19 protein-coding genes and 1 tRNA gene are annotated in these 21,680 nt (G+C 44.8%); 13 read left to right on the forward strand and 7 right to left on the reverse strand.

From position 1 onward, the window contains the following. Positions 1–43: 43 nt before the first annotated feature. Entirely contained in the window at positions 44–1,543 is a 1,500-nt protein-coding gene (gene pdxR / locus M5E07_RS00815) for a MocR-like pyridoxine biosynthesis transcription factor PdxR (protein ID WP_252221098.1), read from the reverse strand. A 155-nt stretch (positions 1,544–1,698) separates the two neighbouring features. Between pdxR and gabT the strand changes: the two genes are divergently transcribed. From gabT to ahpC, 3 genes are all read left to right on the forward strand, one after another. Next, the gene (gene gabT / locus M5E07_RS00820) at positions 1,699–2,997 is read left to right on the forward strand and encodes a 4-aminobutyrate--2-oxoglutarate transaminase (RefSeq protein ID WP_116759081.1); all 1,299 of its coding nucleotides are present in this window, start codon (positions 1,699–1,701) and stop codon (positions 2,995–2,997) included. Further along, entirely contained in the window at positions 2,994–4,451 is a 1,458-nt protein-coding gene (locus tag M5E07_RS00825; protein WP_252221100.1) for an NAD-dependent succinate-semialdehyde dehydrogenase, read from the forward strand. The genes gabT and M5E07_RS00825 overlap by 4 nt, the downstream gene beginning before the upstream one ends. 218 nt (positions 4,452–4,669) lie before the next feature. Next, positions 4,670–5,233 (forward strand): alkyl hydroperoxide reductase subunit C, encoded by a 564-nt coding sequence (ahpC, locus tag M5E07_RS00830; RefSeq protein ID WP_142767600.1) that lies wholly within the window; start codon positions 4,670–4,672, stop codon positions 5,231–5,233. 91 nt (positions 5,234–5,324) lie between these two features. Here the strand turns inward: ahpC and M5E07_RS00835 are convergent, their stop codons facing one another. Further along, a complete protein-coding gene (locus M5E07_RS00835; protein WP_252221112.1) occupies positions 5,325–6,281 on the reverse strand; it encodes a LysR substrate-binding domain-containing protein in 957 nt (318 codons plus the stop codon). Positions 6,282–6,365: 84 nt separating this feature from the next. Continuing rightward, entirely contained in the window at positions 6,366–6,992 is a 627-nt protein-coding gene (ycaC, locus tag M5E07_RS00840) for an isochorismate family cysteine hydrolase YcaC (protein ID WP_044738922.1), read from the reverse strand. A 307-nt stretch (positions 6,993–7,299) separates the two neighbouring features. Here ycaC and M5E07_RS00845 point away from each other — a divergent pair, with 307 nt between their 5' ends. The 3 genes from M5E07_RS00845 (at position 7,300) to M5E07_RS00855 (ending at position 10,757) form a co-directional block, all read left to right on the forward strand. Beyond that, a complete protein-coding gene (locus tag M5E07_RS00845) occupies positions 7,300–8,187 on the forward strand; it encodes a pirin family protein (protein ID WP_252221114.1) in 888 nt (295 codons plus the stop codon). Between the two features lie 427 nt (positions 8,188–8,614). Next, positions 8,615–9,913, forward strand: a complete 1,299-nt coding sequence (locus M5E07_RS00850; protein WP_116759076.1) for an FAD-dependent oxidoreductase — start codon at positions 8,615–8,617, stop codon at positions 9,911–9,913. Positions 9,914–9,917: 4 nt separating this feature from the next. Further along, positions 9,918–10,757 carry an SAM-dependent methyltransferase gene (locus tag M5E07_RS00855; protein ID WP_252221122.1) on the forward strand — a complete coding sequence of 280 codons (840 nt, stop codon included), beginning with the start codon at positions 9,918–9,920 and terminating at the stop codon, positions 10,755–10,757. A gap of 55 nt (positions 10,758–10,812) precedes the next feature. On the opposite strand, the gene M5E07_RS00860 is transcribed toward M5E07_RS00855, so the two are convergent. The 3 genes from M5E07_RS00860 to M5E07_RS00870 form a co-directional block, all read right to left on the reverse strand. After that, positions 10,813–10,888: transfer RNA gene (locus M5E07_RS00860), tRNA-Thr, on the reverse strand. Between the two features lie 126 nt (positions 10,889–11,014). Continuing rightward, positions 11,015–11,341, reverse strand: a complete 327-nt coding sequence (locus M5E07_RS00865; RefSeq protein WP_252221124.1) for a gamma-glutamylcyclotransferase family protein — start codon at positions 11,339–11,341, stop codon at positions 11,015–11,017. 38 nt (positions 11,342–11,379) lie between these two features. Continuing rightward, positions 11,380–12,624, reverse strand: coding sequence for an MFS transporter (locus M5E07_RS00870; protein ID WP_252221126.1), 1,245 nt, complete (start codon positions 12,622–12,624; stop codon positions 11,380–11,382). Positions 12,625–12,745: 121 nt separating this feature from the next. Here M5E07_RS00870 and M5E07_RS00875 point away from each other — a divergent pair, with 121 nt between their 5' ends. Continuing rightward, positions 12,746–13,666 (forward strand): LysR family transcriptional regulator, encoded by a 921-nt coding sequence (locus M5E07_RS00875; RefSeq protein WP_252223634.1) that lies wholly within the window; start codon positions 12,746–12,748, stop codon positions 13,664–13,666. Between the two features lie 158 nt (positions 13,667–13,824). Beyond that, positions 13,825–14,289, forward strand: coding sequence for a surface-adhesin E family protein (locus M5E07_RS00880; RefSeq protein ID WP_116759072.1), 465 nt, complete (start codon positions 13,825–13,827; stop codon positions 14,287–14,289). A gap of 23 nt (positions 14,290–14,312) precedes the next feature. On the opposite strand, the gene M5E07_RS00885 is transcribed toward M5E07_RS00880, so the two are convergent. Then, positions 14,313–15,194 (reverse strand): LysR family transcriptional regulator, encoded by an 882-nt coding sequence (locus M5E07_RS00885; protein WP_252221128.1) that lies wholly within the window; start codon positions 15,192–15,194, stop codon positions 14,313–14,315. 169 nt (positions 15,195–15,363) lie between these two features. Here M5E07_RS00885 and M5E07_RS00890 point away from each other — a divergent pair, with 169 nt between their 5' ends. From M5E07_RS00890 to M5E07_RS00910, 5 genes are all read left to right on the forward strand, one after another. Next, complete coding sequence (locus tag M5E07_RS00890) at positions 15,364–16,881, forward strand: CoA-acylating methylmalonate-semialdehyde dehydrogenase (RefSeq protein ID WP_252221130.1); 1,518 nt, start codon at positions 15,364–15,366, stop codon at positions 16,879–16,881. Between the two features lie 11 nt (positions 16,882–16,892). Next, positions 16,893–17,783 (forward strand): 3-hydroxyisobutyrate dehydrogenase, encoded by an 891-nt coding sequence (mmsB, locus tag M5E07_RS00895; protein WP_252221137.1) that lies wholly within the window; start codon positions 16,893–16,895, stop codon positions 17,781–17,783. Positions 17,784–17,868: 85 nt separating this feature from the next. After that, entirely contained in the window at positions 17,869–19,524 is a 1,656-nt protein-coding gene (locus M5E07_RS00900; protein ID WP_252221139.1) for an AMP-binding protein, read from the forward strand. A 126-nt stretch (positions 19,525–19,650) separates the two neighbouring features. Further along, positions 19,651–20,775 carry an acyl-CoA dehydrogenase family protein gene (locus tag M5E07_RS00905; protein ID WP_148827095.1) on the forward strand — a complete coding sequence of 375 codons (1,125 nt, stop codon included), beginning with the start codon at positions 19,651–19,653 and terminating at the stop codon, positions 20,773–20,775. A gap of 93 nt (positions 20,776–20,868) precedes the next feature. Further along, a complete protein-coding gene (locus M5E07_RS00910) occupies positions 20,869–21,672 on the forward strand; it encodes an enoyl-CoA hydratase (protein WP_252221141.1) in 804 nt (267 codons plus the stop codon). The last annotated feature ends 8 nt before the right edge of the window (positions 21,673–21,680 follow it).

A 21,680-nucleotide genomic window follows, 5' to 3' on the forward strand; every position in this document is an offset into this window, starting at 1 on the left:
AAAGAGTCCCCAATAGGAGACTCTTTTTTTATAACTTAGATAATTAATTCACGGTGGGTACGCCGGCTTCACGTAAACATTGTAATAGCACACCAAAGGACATCACCATATCGCGCTCATTCACACAAGCAAAGCCCATCAGCAGTCCACGCTGTGCACGTGCGTGCGAGTGCATATAATATTGCGACAATGGACGAACTTTAATGCCGCGTTCTAACGCTTTAGACGCAATCGCAACATCATCGCACTGTTCAGGCAGTCTCATGACCAAATGTAGCCCTGAATCATGACTGTATTCGTGGACAAATTCGAGGCCTAAATAGCGATGAATCAGATCGACCAGATAAGCACGACGCTTACCATACAGCAGGCGCATGCGTCGAATATGTGCTTCATAATGCCCTTCACGAATAAACACCGCTAAGGCTTTTTGTTCAAGCAAATGCCCACCACGATACAATTCTGCTGCCAAAATCCGTAACGGTGAAAAGAGCGAACGTGGTACCACCAAGTAGCCAATACGTAGTGCAGGGTAAATGGTTTTACTGAATGTCCCCATGTAAATCACAGGAGCATCGGACTCCAAACCTTGCAGCGATGGATAGGGTTGGCCCGAGAAGCGAAATTCACTGTCATAGTCATCTTCCACAATCCAGCTATTATTTTGCTTGGCAATACTCAAGAGCTGTTTACGTCGTTCTAGGCTTAGGTGGGAGCCTAATGGGTATTGATGTGACGGTGTCACAAAAATCAGTTTGGGTGGCTTTTTCGGATTTTGTTCTGGAATAATTCCATCCGCATCTACGGGCATAGGATGAATGTCTAGGCCATTAATACGTAAAGTATTACGCATTCCCCAATAGGCAGGATCTTCAATCCAGACCTGATCGCCAATATCACACAGGGCACGTGAAACCAGATCAATGGCTTGATGGATGCCTTCGGTAATAATAATTTGGTCGGTATCACATTGGACTGAGCGGGCGACACGTAAGTAATCGGCCAGTGCGCTACGTAGCTCTAAGCAGCCGCCAGCATTGCTGTAAATTAATTGTTCAATATCGGGTTCACGGTTTAAACGTGCTTGAATCCGACTAAAAACATGATGCGGAAATTCAGTCACATCCGGTGCACCGGGTACAAAAGCCCCCCATTGATGGGGTGAAGCTGCGGCATGTCCCATCACTTGTGCGCCACGTTGTGATAAAGATGCATTTTTTTTGGCTTTGGCAATCCCTTCAACTTTCTTGCCATGAATGGTATTTAAAAATACTTCAGGTAAGTGTTCCGCAACCCAAGTACCGTGACCCGTACGTGCTTCCAAATAACCTTCGGCTTGCAGTTGCTCATAAGCAGACAGCACGGTATTGCGCGATACCTTGACTTCACTGGCCAAATCACGAGATGCAGGTAAGCGCGTTTTGGGCTGAATCACACCTTCGGTAATCGCACCTCTCAAGCAACGGAATAGGCGTTGATGTAGCTTACCCTCCGTATCTTGCTGGAGACGTTGTAATAAATGATCACCTAACAAACTGCGCAATTGGCTCTCTCCTACAGTTAAAAAGTGGCTCTGGTCAGTTGACCCAAGAAGCGCGAAATTACAGTCATAGGCAGTCATTGTAAAGCATCCTGAAATTAGGCGAACGGATGCAAGACCAAAGCTGTAATTGACGATGAAAAAATGAGGAAAAAATAATGGATGCTAATCATTCTGCACTCAATGCGCGTAAACAGCAAGCAACCCCACGCGGCGTAGGCGTGATGTGTCAGTGGTATGCGGAAAAAGCAGAAAATGCCACAATTTGGGATAAAGATGGCAACGAATACATCGACTTTGCAGGTGGTATTGCGGTATTGAATACAGGTCACCGTCATCCAAAAGTGATCGCGGCTGTGACTGAACAGTTAACCAAGTTCACCCATACGGCTTACCAAGTAACACCATACGAAAGCTATGTATCTTTGGCTGAACGTATCAATGAACGCGCACCAATTGCGGGTCAAGCAAAAACTGCATTTTTCACGACAGGTGCTGAAGCGGTTGAAAATGCGGTAAAAATCGCACGTTCTTACACAGGTCGTCACGGGATTATTACCTTTGGTAACGGTTTCCACGGTCGTTCATTCATGACCATGGCAATGACAGGTAAAACTGCACCGTACAAACGTGATTTTGGTGTAATGCCTGGTGGCGTATTCCATGCGCGTTACCCAGTGGCATCTAAAGGTATTTCTGTTGATGCTGCCATTGAAAGCGTTGAAAATATTTTCAGTGAAGATGTATCTGCACATGACGTAGCTGCCATTGTGCTTGAGCCAGTACAAGGGGAAGGCGGTTTTAACGTTGTTCCTGCTGAGTTCTTAAAGCGTTTACGTGCTATTTGCGACCAACACGGTATTTTGTTAATTGCAGACGAAGTTCAAACTGGTTTTGCGCGTACAGGTAAATTGTTCGCAATGGATCATTACGAAACTAAAGCTGACTTGATCACTATGGCGAAAAGCCTTGGCGGTGGTTTCCCAATTTCAGGTGTTGTGGGTCGTATCGACGTGATGGATGCACCAAACCCAGGCGGTTTAGGTGGTACTTACGCAGGTAACCCAATTGCAGTTGCAGCAGCACACGCAGTGATTGATGCGATTGAAGAAGAAAAGCTGTGTGAACGTGCCAATGTTTTAGGTGCAGAATTAGTCACTGCGTTGAAGCAAATTCAAGCTGAAACGACCATCGTGAATGATATTCGTGCATTAGGTTCAATGGTTGCTGTTGAAGTCGAAAATGCGGATATCGCAAAAGCTGTACAAACTTTTGCAATGCAGAAAGGTTTGTTGTTGTTAACTTGTGGTAAAAATGGCAACGTGATTCGTTTCTTATATCCACTGACTATTCCAACAGAACAATTCCGTCAAGCTTTAGACATTTTAAAACAAGGTTTTGATTCTTTAGCATTGCCAGCAACTGTTGGGGCGCAAACTGCGGAGCAATCAGCATGATTCAACAAGGATTGCAATATTTATTGGCACATCCTGATATTGCCCTTGAAGCGCCTGCTTCAAGTGGCTTTATTGAAGTTCAAGATGCAGCGACTGGCGAAAGTCTGGCATGGGTAAAAACCTATGACCAAGCGGGCGTTGAAGCAGCCATTACTCGTTCTGAACAAGCACAAGCACTTTGGAAAAAGCAAACCGCTTTACATCGTGCCGACATCTTGTGGGCATGGTATGAGTTGATGCTCGAGCATAAGGAAAACTTGGCGCAGTTGTTGACTGCGGAACAAGGTAAACCTTTGCTTGAAGCACGTGGTGAAATTGCCTATGCAGCCTCGTTTATTCGTTGGTTTGCAGAACAAGCCCGTCGTATTGATGGTGCGATTCTTCCCCCAACACAAGCGCATCAGCGTTTGGTGGTGATTAAGCAAGCGATTGGTGTGACTGCGGCCATTACGCCGTGGAACTTCCCAGCAGCCATGATTACGCGTAAAGCAGCACCTGCACTTGCAGCGGGTTGTTCAATGTTGGTGAAACCCGCGGAACAAACCCCGTTATCGGCTTATGCATTAGAAGTGTTGGCCTTGCAAGCGGGCTTGCCACAAGACCTTCTGTTGAACATTACCGGTGATGCAGTTGAAGTGGGGCAAACATTGTGTAACAGCGATGTGGTACGCAAACTGAGCTTCACAGGTTCAACCCCAGTGGGTCGTATTTTGATGCAGCAATGTGCACCAACCATCAAAAAACTCTCTTTAGAGTTGGGTGGTAATGCACCTGTGATCGTCTTTGATGATGCGAATCTTGATCAAGCTGTGCAAGGCATCATGATGAGCAAATTCCGTAACAGCGGTCAAACTTGTGTTTGTGCCAACCGTATCTATGTGCAAGCAGGCATTTATGATGCGCTTTGCGAGCGCTTAGTGGCTGAAGTTGCAAAATTAAAAGTGGGTGATGGTCGTGTCGAAGGCTCGACCCAAGGTCCATTAATTGATGCGAAAGCCGTGGCTAAAGTGCAATCACATATTGATGATGCGCAAGCAAAAGGTGCGAAAGTGCTAATCGGTGGTCAATTACATGCCTTGGGTAAAACCTTCTTTGAACCAACGGTTCTGCGTGATGTAACGCAAGACATGCGTGTTGCGAAAGAAGAAACCTTTGGCCCATTGGCACCTTTATTCCGCTTTGAAACTGAAGCTGAAGCGATTGCACTGGCAAATGACACTGAGTTTGGCTTAGCCAGCTATATCTTTACCCAAAGTGCTGCACGTCAATGGCGTGTCGGCGAAGCGTTAGAATATGGCATGGTGGGTGTAAACACAGGTGCGATTTCGAATGAAGTGGCTCCGTTTGGTGGTGTGAAACAGTCAGGCTTAGGCCGTGAAGGTTCAGAGTGGGGCATCGAAGAGTACTTAGAAATGAAGTACATGTGTATCGATGTGACCGACCCTTCAGCATAATTTTTGCTGTTGATTGAAAATGCTGGTGATGGCTTCGGCGCTCACCAGCATTTTTATTTGTATCGGACAAAATCATTAAAAAGGAAAATAGCATCTAAATTTTAAATCTATAAAACCGATTAAAATGATAAAAAACTACGGTTTTACCTGTGAAATGAAATTCCTTATCCTTGGTTTCAAGTTAAGCAAATACTGTAACCAATACTGAGGAAAAGCACATGAGTTTAATCAATACTGAAGTCAAACCCTTCAACGCAACGGCTTATAAAAATGGCGAATTTGTTCAAGTATCTGAACAGAATTTTTATGGCAAATGGTCGGTTGTGTTTTTCTATCCTGCCGATTTTACTTTTGTCTGTCCAACCGAATTAGGTGATTTAGCCGATCATTATGCTGAATTTCAAAAGATGGGGGTAGAGATCTATTCAGTTTCGACTGATACCCATTTCACGCATAAAGCATGGCATGACAGTTCAGAAGAAATTAAGAAAATTCAGTATAGTATGATTGGCGATCCGACTTGGGTCTTGGCGAAAAACTTTGAAGTGCTGATTGAAGCAGAAGGTTTGGCAGATCGAGGCACATTTGTGATTGACCCTGAGGGGAAAATTCAGATTATTGAAATTAATGCGGGCGGTGTGGGGCGTGATGCGCAGGAGTTGTTGCGTAAAGTTAAAGCAGCCCAGTATGTGCATGCTCACCCAGGTGAAGTTTGCCCAGCAAAATGGAAAGAAGGTGATGCGACTTTGGCACCATCGATTGATCTGATTGGTAAAATCTAAGCCAAAATACTTTGAATTTAAAAAATCCAGAATTTTGGTTCTGGATTTTTTTTAAATTCAAAGATAATTCAATTCAAATTGAGCTTACCATTTAAGGTCTACTAAATGGCACAGGGTGATTCATTGGAGATAGATAGCCCGGTTGCTCCTGTGCCAATGCACGCAAACCTGTCATGAGTACCTGAATTAATTTCTCTACAACCAGATGTTGTCCTTTACGAGAAGCATAAACCAATTGCACCGTACCAAGGTTGGAACACCACTCAGGTAAAATATGAATCAGTTTTCCTGAAGCGATATCGTGTTCAACCGTTAAATAAGGTAGATCTGCAATGCCTAAACCATCCAGTGCAGCAAAATAAACCCCCGCCAAGTCATTACATTTCAGGCGTGGCTGTAAGGGTATTTCAATGCTTTCATTACGACCCCGATGATGTAAATGCCAAGCATACTGACTTTTTTGTGTCCCCAGTACAACGCTTGGATAATCACCAAGTTCGGTAATCAGCTGAATGTGATGACCTTGTAATAAAGACGGGCTAGCGACCAAGCAATGAGTGGTTTGCATCACATCACGTACGACAATGTTGGCATCTTCATTGACCGAAAAGTTGGTCCGTAGCGCAAGATCAATATCATCATGTAAGACATCAACTCGACGGCTGGTTAATTCGAGTTCCACCTCAACCCGTGGGTAATCTTTTAGAAATTGGCTGAGTAGATGACGGACTTGGTATTGCAACATCACGGAGGGACAACTGATTTTGACCAAACCTTGGGGTTCATTTTTCTGTTGAAGCAGGACATTTTCAGCACATTCGACTTGTGCAATTACTTTGCAGCATTCTTCATAAAATGCTTGCCCCAACGCGGTCACTTTAAAATGTCGGGTCGAACGTTGAATCAGTGTAATGTTAAATTGGTGCTCTAAATCAAGAATCCGTCGACTGAGCTTAGACTTGGTCATTTGACTGGCTTCGCTGGCTGCACTGAATCCACCATGCTTTACCACTAAATAAAAATAATAGTAGTCATCAAATGAACGCATTTGCCACCTCTGCTGGTCATGTTATGTGATGTTTTTAAGTACGTTACAGCACGAATGCTAGGCTGTAACGTATTTTATTCTGGTTTATTTTTGACCCGTATTTTGATTGTAGCTATTGATGAGGTTGCGATAATCTGGAATATGATTGGAGAAGAGTGTACCCAAGCCTTCAATATCATTTCGCCAGTCACGATGTAGTTCACACGCCATGCCAAACCATGTCATGAGTTGTGCACCAGCTTGTGACATACGCTCCCATGCGGCGTCACGGGTCAAGGCATTAAACGTGCCTGAAGCATCGGTAATGACAAACACTTCAAAATCTTCTTCCAGTGCGGAAAGGGCTGGAAATGCCACACAGACCTCGGTCACGACACCTGCAATAATCAGTTGCTTTTTACCTGTAGCTTTAATGGCTTTGACAAAGTCCTCATTGTCCCATGCATTAATTTGTCCCGGGCGGGCAATATACGGTGCATCGGGGAACATTTCTTTTAACTCTGGAACCAGAGGACCGTTTGGACCATTTTCAAAACTGGTGGTCAGAATGGTAGGCAAATTAAAATATTTGGCGGCATCGGCCAAAGCCAAGACATTGTTTTTGAATTTATCGGGATCGATGTCACGTACCAAAGACAACAGCCCAGTTTGATGATCGACGAGTAACACGGCAGCATTATTTTTATCTAAGCGAGTGTAAGGTTTACCCATTTTCTTATTCCTTCAGTGGATGAATAGAGACGTCAGCCATGCGCATAATTATGTTTAGTGCATGGTTGCGTTGTTGTTATATTAAGCAGAGACCCGATTGAGCTTAAAGGATGATTTTGGGAAAGATTGTCTTATTTTTGAGATAGTTTTGTTGTGGCACTCAACACGGAAATAAAAATAGATCAATTCAATATCTTGGCGTGATTGTTGTAAAAATAGGATGGTGTATCGCATAAGCTCACTATGTCCTGCACTTTAAAATGCTTAACATGGCGGCATGTTAGATCCTAGAGATAGGAGTTTTGAAATGAAAAAAATTACAGGTGTGTACCGTAACCAAAATATGCATTGGGTCGGTGATGGTTTTCCAGTGAGAAACCTATTTTCTTATGACCGTTTAGGACAAGCGATTAGCCCATTTTTGTTGTTAGATTATGCTGCGCCGTATCCATTTACACCTACCAAAGAACAGCATGGTGTGGGTTCACATCCGCATCGCGGTTTTGAAACTGTGACCATTGCTTACCAAGGTGCGGTGACGCATAAAGATTCTAGTGGCGGTGGTGGTACGATCCAAACGGGCGATGTGCAGTGGATGACTGCGGGTTCAGGCTTGGTGCATGAGGAATTTCACTCGACTGAATTTGCGGAGCAAGGCGGTTTGTTTGAAATGGTTCAGTTGTGGGTGAATTTACCCGCAGCCGATAAAATGACAGCCCCGCAATATCAGGCCATTCAAGCTCAAGAGATTCCTGTAATTCACTTTGATGATGAAGCTGGGCATTTACGCGTGATTGCGGGTACGTATGCAGAGCAGCAAGGTGCAGCATCGACCTTTAGTCCAGTCAATGTCTGGGATGGCGTGCTGAAAGCGGGTCACCGCCAAGATGTATTTGTGCCAGTCGATCACAACACCTTTGTGGTGGTGTTACAAGGTGAAATGCTGCTGAACGGTCATCAAAAAGTGTTGGATAACTCGATTGTGTTATTTGCACATGATGCTGATCCGCACATTCAGTTGGAAGCGCTTAGTGCTGATGCGAAATTCTTAATTTTGACTGGCAAACCTTTGAATGAGCCAATTCAGGGTTATGGACCATTTGTGATGAATACCAAACAGGAAATCATTCAGGCCTTTGAAGATTTCAATCAAGGGAAATTTGGTGAGATTCCAGTTCAGGAACATCATCGCTAAACCATTTAGCCAGTCTGAATCTTGTAAATCGTAGAAAAAAAGAAGAAGCCCCGACGTCATTCGGGGCTTTTTGCGCTTTAAGCTTTGTTGTGGATGACACAGATGTTATCAATTAGATTTGCATAGTGTCATATTCTAGTTAGTGTGATGAAGTTAGCATTTTATGCGATGTATGATCCTCACTTTTGGCTTGCTTGTAAAATTGGAAGTGAAAGATAAATGTATATAATTTACTAATTTTAAACAAAAAATATGATTTAAAAAACGACTTTGTTTAAAAGGCGAGCATAAACATGTCACCGATTTGGCGGGCTAAAATTAAATTGTTAACGAATTTTAAAAGCATGGATTCTGGCATTTTTTAATAGTCTGTTTTGTGGCCCTGTGGTACATAATTTCCTTAATGTGTAACTGACGGATAATAACTTTGGATATTGCAGTTATTGGTAGTGGCATGGCTGGGCTGGCTACCGCGAGAATTCTTAAAGATGCTGGACATAACATTACAATTTTTGAAGCCTTACCAGGCCGTGGAATGGATAGTCACAGTACTGAATTTGAAGGCGGTCTGATTGATGCACCTTTGCGTGTCATGAATCCACACTTGTGGAAAAACACCTTAAGTTTAGCAACGTATTTAGGTATTCAAACTTACCCAGTACGAACCTATATGGCATGTAGCTGGTTATTTGAAGATAAAACCGAAACATGGCTCACCACCACACGTACCCGTATTGGTAATTTCCCAATTATCAATAACCGTAAAGGCATCAAACAATATGGTTGGCGCTTGGTCAAAGGTATGTTGCAGTTAAAAACCGCGATTTCTCAATTTTTTAAATCTGAGAATCAAGAGATTACCTTGGCAGAATTCATTAATCAGAATGATATTGAAGAAGTCTTCTGGCATGGTGCAGTGATGCCAGTGTTGTACACCATTTGTACCTGTAACCCGAAAACCATTGGTGACTGGCCGGCAAAACCGTTGTTGACCTTCTTACGTCAACTCACCGATGGTGATGCTTTATTGCGTATGCAAGGCGGTACGCCAGCCTTGGTCGATAAGCTCATTCAAGGCATTGAAATCCGCAGTGGTTCAGCCATTAGCCATGTGAAAGAGCAAGGTGATAAAGTGCTGGTGGAAAATTCTGCTGGGGAAAGTTATCAATTTGACCGTGTGGTGATTGCAACCCCGACCAATAAAATTGATACCTTCCTTGATCAAGCACAATTTAAAGACGATATTGATTTATTAAAGCAATTTAAATTTGAACAAGGTCAGTTGGTTATTCATACTGACACGTCTGTTATGCCACCGAAGCGTAAAGACTGGGCAGTGTTGAGCTATATGATGGATCGTAAGTTTACCCGTCAGCAATTCACAGTCTGGTTAAACGCAGTTGAGCCAAGCCTCGTGGGCAAAAATCCTGTGTTCCAAACTTGGCGTCCTGTGACTGAAATTGATCCGAAAAAGATCATTTCGAGCGTAACGTTAACCCGTGCGGTAGTGAACTCAGAAACTGTAGCATTGAATAAACAACTGCAAGAGCGTCATAAGCAATTAAACCGTAAAGTGTTCTACTGTGGTTCTTGGTCGTGTGATGGTTTGCCAATCTTGGAATCGGCGGTGACCTCTGCCATGAATATCGCTGAGATTTTTGGTGCACCATTGCCGTTCGTTGGCTTAAAGCCTAAAGTAGAGGTTGCTCCGCAACTCGGCTACTAATTTCATGAAATGGCTCCAACAGCTTCGCACAGAGGTTTCCCAACATAAATATGCCATCAATGCAAAATTATTAGGGGACAGCAGCGAACTGGCTTGGAGCAATTTGGGATATTGGTCTGAAACACATCAGACCTATCCCGAAGCTTGCCGTAACCTTGCCGATCATCTGGCACACAGTGTGCAGTTAACTGCGTCCGATCATCTTCTAGATTTGGGCTGTGGGCAGGGGGCAAGCGTACTGCATTGGCAGCAGCATTATCAGGTCAAACATATTGAAGCGGTTGAATTACAACCCAAATGTGTACAACAAATTCAAACAGCAATTCCCCAGTTAAAGGCTATTCATTGCCACTCTTTTTTAAATTTAAAACAAATTTCCTTTCAGCAAGCTTTTGATGTGGTGCTGTGTATCGATGCGGCCTATCACAGTAGTTTGAATTCATTTTTAAATTCAGTTGCGCCCGTTTTAAATTCAAAAGGGCGTTTGGCATTTCATTACTTAATGTTCAGCCCGAAGTTTTTGAATTTAAATGCAGTGGAAAAAATGCAGTTGGCCTTGCTGCTCAAAGCTGCCGATGTGAATTTAAAAGACTTGCCTGATGACGTTGCTGTACAGCAACAGTTGGTACAAGCAGGTTTTGAACAGATTCAAATTGAGGATTGCTCTGAACCTGTATTCGGTGGCTTTGCCCGATATATTCAGCAGCAGACAGAAACGCCACTTGCAGTCGCGCCATATACAACTTTTGATCTCATGAAGATTCAGTTGACAGCAAAATTGTGTCAGCGTTTATTTGAGCAGGGCGTGGTGCAGTATGTGCAAGTGACCGCACAAAAGAAATAAAAATGTAGGCTTAAAAACAACAAAAGCCCACTAATAAATAGTGAGCTTAAGTGAATGGTGCCGGCACACGGATTCGAACTGTGGACCTACTGATTACAAGTCAGTTGCTCTACCAACTGAGCTATGCCGGCATCTTGTGCTGTGCATTTTACATTAAGTTGTTTTGAATGCAAGCCAAAAAATGAACGATTGAATGCTTGGTACGATGAATTAAATCTAAGTCTCTACTTACCCCATTGTTTTGTCTAAAACACAGGCTATTTTAGGCTGTATACCCAACTGTTGATACGCTCACCTGTTTCGACCAAAGTGGCTTGTACGGGGCTACGGACATAGCCTTCACCTTCAAACTCATCTAAAACCGTCCAATGTTGGGCTAAATTGTCCGAGAAAAATATAAAGCCTTGTACGGTTGGAGCATCTTCACTGAGCACAATACCTGGAAAACCTAAGTCTGCGCCCCAACCTTTGGCATGTAATTTACCATGTACAAAGGCTGTTGCCCATGTACCGCCAATATTTTCTAAAATATGTGCATTCGGACGATTTGGTCCTAAGGTGCCATAAACAAATAAACTCAACATGATCACCTGTTGTTGCTTGTACGATGAATTCAGAATGCTTAAGCAGAGTGTTGTGGATGAACTTTAACTAAACAGAGACCAATACCAGCCAGTACGAAGAGCATCGCCAAGAGAACAACGCCCAACCATCCTGCATGTAACCAGAACCATCCTCCTGCCGAACCGACGATGCTGGAACCGAGGTAGTAAAACAGTAAATATAACGAAGTCGCATGTCCTTTGTTTTCGTGAGCTGTGGCACCGACCAAGCCACTACAGAGGGCATGTGCAATAAAAAAGCCCGTGGTAATCAATGCCACGCCTAAAATAATGACCCAGAGGTTTTGCGCTAAGGTGCAAGCAATGCCTAATCCCATAATCACAAAGCCCAGAATCACCATACTTTGTCGACCATAACGCTGCGCCAAACGACCTGCCAGTGACGAAGACAGCATACCCAAACTATAAGAGAGAAAAATGAGACTGATTTGGGTTTGACTCAGAAAGTACGGAGCTGCATCGAGTCGGAAAGTAATGTAGTTAAACAGGGTCACAAAAATACTGGTCAACACAAAGCCCAGTGCATAGAGACGTAATAAAGAACGATTGCGAAGATGAGAGCACCATGCTTGAACATGGAAATTTAAATTTAGTCCTTTTTGGGCGATAAAATGCCGAGAAGGGGGCAGTAAATATAAGAAACCGAAGGCGCAGAACAAGCACAATAGACCCAGTAAACCCAATGCCGTTTGCCAGTTGACCCATTCAATCAGCATGCCCATGCCAACTCGCCCCATCATGCCACCAAAAGCCGTTCCCGCAATATACAGCCCCATGGTTTGTGCCAAGGCTTTGGGGTCCATTTCTTCTGCAATCCATGCCATGGTCACGGCAGGAACCCCACCGAGTACAAAACCTTCCAAAGCCCGTGTGGCAAGAAAGGTGTGCCACTGAGGAATAAACATCGCCAAGATATTCAGTCCAGCCGCACAAGCCATAGACATGAAAATGACATTGCGACGACCTAAAGCTTGTGAAAAAGCACTGGAGAGTACAATCGAAACGGCCAAGAAAGCAGTAGTCAGGGACAATGCCAATGCACTATTGGCAGGACTGACCGCAAAGGTTTGGGTAAACGCAGGCAGTAAAGGTTGTACACAATAAATTAGCGAGAAACTGGCAAATCCCACCAAGAACAGGGCCAGCCCTGCACGGTAATATGTGCTCGTACCCGATTCAATCCATGATTCGGATAAAGGGGAGATGGGGGCAAGTTCTGGACTTGAAGAAGCGGGGCTAAGCATCTGAATTTCCAACAGCCAACGTGTTTGGCTTGCATGATCATTTACAGAATAAGCCTAGCAGTGCGATCGTTATCTTTCTAATATATTTAAGTCTATAGCAATATATGTTTTATATATGAATATTGAGCTGCGTCATATTCGCTATTTCTTAACCGTGGCAGAAGAAAAAAACTTTACCCGCGCGGCACAACGCCTGTGTATGAGTCAGCCCCCCTTGAGTATGCAAATCCGTGATTTGGAAGAGAGTATTGGTGCAGAATTGTTTCTGCGAACCTCGCAAGGAGTGGTGCTGACCGAAGTTGGACAAGCTTTTCTCACTGCGGTTGAACCTCTGCAACATCAATTGGACGATGCCATTCAGTTGGCACGCCATGTTTCTAATGGTGAGGTGGGGCAGTTGCGTTTAGGTTTTACAGGTACTTCAATGCTGAACCCTTTAATTCCAGAAAGCATTCGCCGTTATCAGCAGCAGTACCCCAAAGTTGGGCTAAAACTAGAAGAAGCCAATTCCCTCAAATTAATTGACTATGTGCTGGAAGACCGACTGGATGTTGCCATTATTCGCCCACCGCGACAAATTCATAGCAGTTTAGCCATGCAACAACTGTTGAATGAAGCATTAATTGCGGCGGTTTCTGTACGTCGGGATTTAGCACATGATGAGCAACCTTTACAGGTCACATGCTTACGTGAGCATGAAATGATTTTGTCCCCCCGCAGCGTCAGTGCAGGCTTATATGATGCGGTGACTGATGCTTGTCAGCAAGCAGGCTTTGAACCCAAACTGGGTCAGAGTGCACCACAGATTGTCTCAATTTTATCTTTGGTGGCGGCGAATTTGGGGGTGTCGATGGTGCCCGAATCTTCGCAGCAATTACAAATTCAGGGCGTGGTCTATCGAGCTTTTGCAGAACCAGCACCTACGGTCGGGTTGGCGGTCATTTATAAACAGCATTTAGCCACTCAACTGGCCATTAATTTTGCCAGCATCTTGCAAATGGTCTGCCATCAGGATGCTGAATATTCCTCAGAGTCGATCTAGAGTGCCAACCAGTCATGCAAATGTCGCTTAATTTGTGCTAGAAATATTGAATTTTAATTGGTATAAATCTAATTATTTCAGTGTGTTAGTTATTTTTTATTGTGTGATTTATAGGTTGAAGTTGTTATAATCCCTGCGTCTATCTGGGGGATAGTGTTGTGTTAAATCGTGTGTTGATCAGTTTTCTAAGCTTGTTTTGGGGCGTATCTGCATTTGCCGAGTGGACTTACGTCAATGCCAATTATGACCGTTCACAATATATGTATATTGATTTTAATCGAGTGAAAGTGACGGATGTAAAAAGTAACGAAGTTGAGTACTGGGTGAAATATCTGATTAAAACTGATAAAGAAAAAGATGGCTTGGAACTCGGTGATTATTCATTGGCCTTGTACCGTGTCGGCTGTGACAGCGCACAATATAGTATTCGCTCATCGGCGAACTTTAAAAAAAATGGTTCCTTGATCAGTAGCCAAAATTACACCACTAGTCAGACTCGAGCAATTATTCCGAATACAGCACTGGATTACACGGCAGAAATGGTCTGCAATGTTTTACCACAGCGCCAAAAAGTAGACCGTTTGGAGCAGCTTACTCGACGTATTGCGATGGGGGAATACTAACCAAGCTATCTGCCTAGTTTGTCTTAATTCATTAGAATGCGTTGTTTGAGGTCGGCCTGTTTGCGCAGATAATCCCAGACCAATTTAATCCGTGGTTCGTGTTGTAGGTCGACAAACGTCAGCATCCAAAAGGTATGCGTGAAGCGTACCTGCTCGGGCAAAACTTGTTCTAAATTGGGCTGATCATGGGCCAGAAATTGCGGCAAGATGGCCAAGCCTGCGCCTGCATTGACCGCAATTTGCTGCGCTAAAATACTGCTACTACGAAAATTGGCGGTCAGTGGAATGGGTAGCCGTTCCAAGCAATACAGCTCCGAACTATAAATCAGATCATCAATATAATTGACAAAACGATGGCGGGCTAAATCTTCCATATTTTGAATGGGTGGATGTTGTGCCAGATAGCTTTTGCTGCCGTAAATTTTTAAACAATAATCGGTCAGTCGGGTAATGATGTAAGGACCTGATTTAGGTCGGTCAATCGAAATGACAATATCGGCTTCGCGATGTGACAGCTTAATCATCTTGGGAACAGGAATCAGGTCAATCGTGAGCAGCGGAAATTGCTGCGACAGTTCTGCCAATAATTGGGTCAAAAATGCTGTGCCAAAACCTTCGGGTGCACCAATTCGCACGCGACCTTCAAGTGGCTGTTGCGGTTTTTGAATTTGCAAAAAAGCCTGTTCCATTTGCTCTACGCGCGGCACCAGTGCCATGCCATCGACAGTGAGTTCATATCCTGTGGCTTCACGTTTAAATAAGGGTGTACCTAACGCGACTTCTAAGGATTGTATCCGTCGTGCCACAGTACTGTGTTCAACCCCAATAATCCGTGCTGCATTGGTCAGAGTTTTGGCACGTGCCAAGACCAAAAAAAATTGCAGATGATCCCAATCTACTTTCATTTTTTATTTTCCACATCCTGTGCAAAATTGCACAACCATCGTGCACCAATTTGCATTGGTGGTCAAAGTTTTCTTTGCTAGTCTGAGTTGAAAATCACAAATTGAACATACGGTTTAAGTCGTAGGGTTCAGCCGCAACACAATAAAAATGAATGCCTATGGAGAGGTTATGAATACGGTTTCTAAAATCCAAGTTGCCACAGCTAAATTATTGATTAACGGTGAGTTTATCGAGTCTAAAACCCAGCAATGGCAAGACATTGTTAATCCAGCAACTCAAGAAGTGATTGGTTTAGTCCCTTTTGCAACGCCTGAAGAAGTACAAGCTGCGATTGCTTCGGCAAAAGCGGCATTTGCGAGTTGGCGAGAAACCCCGATTCAAGCCCGAATGCGTATTATGCTGAAATTGCAGGAACTCATTCGGGCCAATGCCAAGAAAATTGCACAAGTACTCACTGCGGAACAGGGCAAAACCTTGGCCGATGCTGAAGGTGATATTCAGCGTGGTTTAGAAGTGGTGGAACATGCCTGTTCAATTGGCACGTTGCAAATGGGCGAATATACCGAAGGGGTGGCACGTGGCGTAGATACCTATACTTTACAGCAACCTTTGGGTGTCTGTGCGGGCATTACGCCATTTAACTTCCCTGCGATGATTCCTTTGTGGATGTTCCCCATGGCAATCGTCTGCGGCAATACCTTTGTTTTGAAGCCATCTGAACAAGATCCGCTCTCCACCATGATGTTGGTCGAGTTGGCAATCGAAGCCGGTATTCCCGCAGGCGTACTGAATGTGGTGCATGGCGGCAAAGATGTGGTCGATGCACTGTGTACGCATCAAGACATTAAAGCCATTTCTTTTGTCGGCTCAACTGCTGTCGGTACGCATGTCTACAACTTGGCGGGTCAACATGGCAAGCGCGTGCAATCGATGATGGGCGCGAAAAACCATGTGGTCGTGATGCCTGATGCCAATAAAGAACAAACCCTAAATGCCATGGTCGGTGCAGCCTTTGGTGCGGCAGGGCAACGTTGCATGGCGCTTTCAGTTGCAGTCATGGTCGGTGACAGTAAACACTGGATCAATGAATTGGTTGCAAAAGCCAAAACTTTGAGCGTGAATGCGGGACATGAGCCGAATACGGATATTGGTCCAGTGATTTCACCGCGTGCCAAAGCCCGTGTGATTGATTTAATTAACAGTGGTGTAGAACAAGGCGCTGAATTGTTATTGGATGGTCGTGATATTCAAGTCAAAGGCTATGAAAATGGCAACTTTGTTGGGGCAACGGTGTTTAGCAATGTCACCACGGCTATGCGTATTTATAAAGAAGAAATTTTTGGCCCTGTACTGACCATTCTCTGTGTGGAGACTTTGGATGAGGCGATTGAACTGGTCAATGCCAATCCATTTGGGAATGGCGTAGGCTTATTTACTCAAAGTGGTGCAGTGGCACGTAGTTTCCAAAACCGTATTGATATTGGTCAAGTGGGCATCAATATTCCAATTCCAGTCCCTGTCCCATTCTTTAGTTTCACAGGTTCGCGTGGCTCAAAGCTCGGTGACTTAGGCCCTTATGGCAAACAAGCAGTTCAGTTCTATACCCAAACCAAAACCATTACCAGTCGTTGGTTTGAAGACAGTCAAGAGGCAGGGGAAGTCAATACCACCATCAGTTTACGCTAAGGAGTAGCGAGATGAAGATAGCTTTCATTGGTTTAGGGAATATGGGCGGTTCGATGGCACAGAACCTGCTCAAAGCAGGGCAAACAGTGTTGGGCTATGATCTGAGTGAAAAAGCCTTACAACAGTTTGCCGAAAGTGGTGGAATTGTTTGTGACAGTCCGCAAGCTGCGGCTGAGCAGGCAGATGTGGTGATTAGTATGTTGCCCGCAGCCAAGCATGTACGTGACGTGTATTTGGGGGAAATGGGGATTCTGGCGGTGATGCGGGCAGGTAGCCTCTGTATTGACTCGAGTACCATTGACCCGCAAACCATTAAAGATGTTGCTGCTGAGGGCTTGAAGCATCAGGTTCAAGTCTGTGACGCGCCTGTGTCTGGTGGCACCATTGGCGCCAAAGCGGGCACCTTGACCTTTATGGTCGGCGCTGATGATGTGACCTATGAGCGCGTGCAGCCGATTTTAAGCTTTATGGGCAAAAACACGGTGCACTGTGGTGCGGTGGGTGCAGGGCAAATTGCTAAAATTTGCAATAACATGATTCTCGGAATTTCTATGGCGGCCGTGGCAGAAGGCATGGCTTTGGGCAGTCGATTGGGCATTGATACCCATGCATTGGCAGGCGTGATCAATAGTTCAAGTGGTCGTTGCTGGAGTTCGGAAATCTGTAATCCTTGGCCAGACATTAGCCCGAATGCACCCGCAGGACGTGGTTATACCGACGGTTTTGCCTCGCAACTCATGTTAAAAGATTTAGGTTTGGCCATCGAAGCGGCAGGCCAAGTCAAGCAACCTGTATTACTCGGGGGTTTGGCACAGCAGTTGTATCAACAACTGTGTTTGCAAGGCAATGCGCATTTAGATTTTTCTAGCATTATCCAGCAGTATTTACCCCGAGAAAATTGATTTAAAAGAAATGAAAGGGTGCAATGAATGCACCCTATAAGAAAACCCTTGTCGTGAATAACAAAAATGTGACTGAGGTGAAAGGATGGCTTCAAATTATCTACAAGCGCAGCAAAATTTTGATTTGCAACAGGCTGCGCAACGGTTTCTATCAGGTTCAATCGATGCACTGAATGCATGTTATGAATGTTGCGATCGACATGCTTTGCCAGGGCGAATTGCCTTGTTTTGGCAGGGTAAAGATGGTCGTAAAGAGCAATATACCTTTCGAGAGTTACAGCAACGTGCTAGCCAATTTGCCAACTTTTTAAAGTCACAAGGCGTGTCTAAAGGTGACCGCGTTTCTGGTTTATTGCCGCGGACACCAGAGCTGATTATTACCATTTTAGCGGTATGGCGGATTGGCGCAGTCTATCAACCTTTATTTACAGCATTTGGTCCGAAAGCCATTGAGCACCGCTTACAGTTGGCACAAAGCAAACTGGTGGTGACCGATGTGGGCAATCGTGAAAAATTGCACGACGTAGAGGGTTGCCCTGCAATTGTGACGGTCACGGGAGCCAAAGGCACAGGGCTGTATCAAGGGGATTATAGCTTTTGGGCAGAAGTTAATCGTCAGTCTGATCAGTGCGAATTGGAGATGATGAACATCCAAGATCCATTCTTGTTGATGTTTACATCAGGCACGACAGGCCCTGCTAAACCCTTACAAGTGCCACTCAAAGCGCTGATTGCATTTGGTGGCTATATGCAAGATGCGATTGGTTTAAGAGCTGAAGATTCGTTTTGGAATATTGCCGATCCGGGGTGGGCGTATGGATTGTATTACGGCATTACTGGCCCGCTCTTATTGGGTCATCCGACCATTTTTTATGAAGGCGCATTTACTGCCGACAGTCTATGCCAAATTGTAAATGACTATGGCGTGAATAACTTGGCAGGAGCACCCACAGCCTACCGTATGATGATGGCGGCTGATCCGCAGCAAATGGCGAAATTACATGGCAAATTCCGTGTGGTCAGCAGTGCAGGTGAGCCATTGAATCCTGAAGTGTTTCGCTGGTTCAAACAAGTATTAGATGCGCCAATCTATGACCATTATGGCCAAACCGAAGTGGGAATGGTGGTGTGTAACCACCATGCGCTAGAACATGAGGTTCGCGCAGGCTCGGCAGGTTTTGCCAGTCCCGGCTATCGTGTTGTGGCACTAGATGAACAGGGCAATGAACTGGGTGCAGATACCCCAGGAATTTTAGCTGTAGACATAAGCCAGTCTCCGATGATGTGGTTTGGCGGCTATCAAGAAAGCCGTAAATCACCCTTTATTGGACATTATTATTTAACGGGTGATACCGCTGAAATACATGCCGATGGCAGCATGAGTTTTGTCGGACGCAGTGATGATGTCATTACCACGTCAGGCTATCGTGTGGGGCCATTCGATGTTGAAAGTGCATTGCTAGAGCATGATGCAGTGATTGAAGCCGCCGTGATTGGTGTGCCTGACCCTGAGCGAACCGAAGTGATTAAAGCTTTTGTGATTTTATCCGGTGAAAGTGCAGCCAGTACTGAACTCGAAAATGAACTGAGCCAATTTGTGAAAAAACGCTTATCTGCCCATGCTTATCCGCGTTTGATTGAGTTTGTGACTGAGCTGCCAAAAACACCAAGTGGAAAAATTCAGCGCTTTTTACTGCGCAATCAGGAAATTGCTAAACAACAAACTGCGGCTACTGTTTAAATTGAAAAGATTGTAAGGAAAGGATTTATGCAATTCACTGAGGAACACGTCCTGAGTCAGGACAAGGCGAAAAGTTTTGCCCAAGAACAGATGAAACCGAATACCAGTGAGTGGGATCGACAAGGTATGTTTTTTGAAGAACAAGTCCTGATTCAGGACATGGCAAAAAGTTTTGCTCAAGAACAAATTAAACCCTATGCCAGTGAGTGGGATCGACAGGGGACTTTCCCTGCGCAAGCCTTACAGCAAATGGGGCAATTGGGTTTTATGGGGATGTTGGTGCCTGAAGAATGGGGTGGTTCGGCAACAGGCAACTTGGCTTATGTACTGGCGCTGGAAGAAATTGCCGCTGCGGATGGCGCAACATCGGCCATCATGAGTGTGCATAATTCGGTGGGTTGCGTGCCGATTTTGAAATTTGGTACCGAAGAACAAAAGCAGCAATTTCTGGTGCCTTTAGCCAAAGGGGAAATGATTGGCGCTTTTGCACTGACTGAACCACATACCGGTTCCGATGCTGCAGCCATTAAAACCCGCGCTGTGAAAGATGGTGACCATTATATTATCAATGGTGCCAAGCAATTTATTACTTCAGGACATAACGCAGGCGTGATTATCGTGTTTGCCGTGACCGATCCGAGCGCTGGGAAAAAAGGCATGAGTGCCTTTTTAGTCCCGCGTAATACACCTGGCTACGAAGTCATTCGGGTCGAAGAAAAATTGGGTTTACATGCCTCTGACACTTGCCAAATTGCTTTGACCGATGTGCGCGTGCACAAAAGTATGTTGTTGGGTAAAGAAGGCGAAGGTTTAAAAATTGCCTTGTCTAATTTGGAGGGCGGACGCATTGGCATTGCCGCTCAAGCCGTTGGATTGGCCCGCGCTGCTTTGGAGGAAGCCACCCGTTATGCCAAGGAGCGTGTAGCTTTTGGGAAGCCAATTTTTGAGCAGCAAGCAGTTTCATTCCGACTGGCCAGTATGGCAACAGAAATTGCCGCAGCACGTCAGTTGGTACATCAGGCGGCGCGTTTAAAAGAAGCGGGTCAACCGTGTTTAACCGAAGCGTCGATGGCGAAGCTGTTTGCCTCTGAAATGACCGAGCGGGTCTGTTCAAATGCCTTACAAATCTTTGGGGGTTATGGCTATCTGAAAGATTTCCCAATTGAGCGAATTTATCGTGATGCTCGGATTTGTCAGATTTACGAAGGCACCAGCGATATTCAACGCTTGGTGATAGCCCGTAGTTTATAAACCCAATATCGAAAAAACTGACCCTTGCACATGTGAGTGATCACGAGATTTTAACGTTACATGTGTATTGGTCTATAGAGAAAGGATCGCAACATGCAGTGGGAAGAAACATTCATTGAAGATTTACAGTGGGACACCATTTTAGTTGAAAAGCGCAAGGGTGTCGGAGTTATTACCTTGAACCGTCCTCAAGCGTTGAATGCTTTGAACAGTCAACTGATTGCCGAAATTAACCAAGCCTTAGACCAGTTTGAACGCGATGCTGAAATTGGCTGTATGGTGTTGGCGGGTTCGGAAAAAGCCTTTGCCGCGGGGGCTGATATTAAAGAAATGGCCGAGCTGAATTTCCCGAATATCTATTTTGATGATTTTTTCCATTTGGCAGATCGGATTGCGCAGCGTCGTAAACCGTTGATTGCTGCGGTGAGTGGCTATGCACTGGGTGGTGGCTGCGAGTTAGCTTTGATGTGCGATTTTATTTATTGTGCGGATAATGCCAAATTTGGTTTGCCTGAAGTAACTCTTGGGGTGATTCCGGGGATTGGCGGAACGCAGCGTTTAACCTTGGCCTTGGGTAAAGCCAAAGCCATGGAAATGTGTTTAACCGCACGGCAAATGGGCGCGGTTGAGGCAGAACAAAGTGGTTTAGTGGCGCGCATCCTACCGAAAGAGGAGTTATTGGCCTATACCTTAGAGGCTGCGGAAAAAATTGCACAGCGATCCCTCACTGCCACCATGATGATTAAAGAAAGCATTAATCGCGCCTTTGAGGTGAGTTTGAGTGAAGGATTACGCTTTGAACGTCGTACTTTCCATTCCATTTTTGCAACTGTAGACCAGAAAGAAGGCATGAAAGCCTTTGTGGAAAAGCGACCAGCCGAATTTAAAAATCAATAAATAAGGAG

Source organism: Acinetobacter tibetensis, from assembly GCF_023824315.1.
GTDB lineage: Bacteria > Pseudomonadota > Gammaproteobacteria > Pseudomonadales > Moraxellaceae > Acinetobacter > Acinetobacter tibetensis.